Annotated in this window: 1 pseudogene; it reads left to right on the top strand. The window is 61.4% G+C overall.

Annotated elements, in window-relative coordinates:
- Positions 1 to 65: 65 nt before the first annotated feature.
- A pseudogene (locus A3844_RS07285) lies at positions 66 to 632 on the top strand (alpha-mannosidase); the annotation flags it as partial.

The following is a 632-nucleotide window of genomic DNA, read 5'->3' as shown; positions in this document are numbered from 1 at the left end:
TGTCAATGAGGTACTGGAAGCTGCACTCGAGGTAACGGAGGGTTCGCGTGGAACGGAGGGGTTACATGGAACGGATTAGAAGATTCATCCGCGAGCTGTCCGAGCGGCAATGGCTGGAGCAGCAGGCGCTGGAAGGCTGGGACATTCAGGCTTCGGTCTATACCGTGCCGGGTCAATATGACGGAATGCGGCCGTATACCGAAGGCGGAGATTTCAACCTGTTCCCGAGTGTGCAGGGAACCACGTATTTTTTCCGCCTTTCGCTTACGATCCCGGCAGAATGGCAAGGGCAGCGTACGGGGCTCATATTTGAGTCGGGCGGCGAGGCCTTGCTGCGGGTAAACGGGGAATCCCGCCACGGCCTTGACCGGAACCACACCTTTGTAACCCTGGAAGCCTCGCGGGACGGCCGGCCGCTGGAGCTGGAAATCGAATTGTTCGATCCCATTCCCGAGCCGGTGGACCCGCTGAATCAGCAGGCAGTCATCCAGCCGCCGATCCGGGCCATCCGCACCTGGCTGGTACGGGTCAATGAGCCGGTCCAGAGCCTGATGTATACCGCCGTCATCGTCCGCGATGCGGCGGTCCTGCTGCCCGAAGCGGATATGCGCCGCGCGCGGATGCTGGAAGCC

It is taken from the genome of Paenibacillus helianthi, from assembly GCF_001909055.1.
GTDB classification, from domain to species: Bacteria; Bacillota; Bacilli; order Paenibacillales; family Paenibacillaceae; genus Paenibacillus_AQ; species Paenibacillus_AQ helianthi.
The sequence above is the reverse complement of the archived record's forward strand: the minus strand, read 5'-3'. Positions and strand labels throughout refer to the sequence as shown.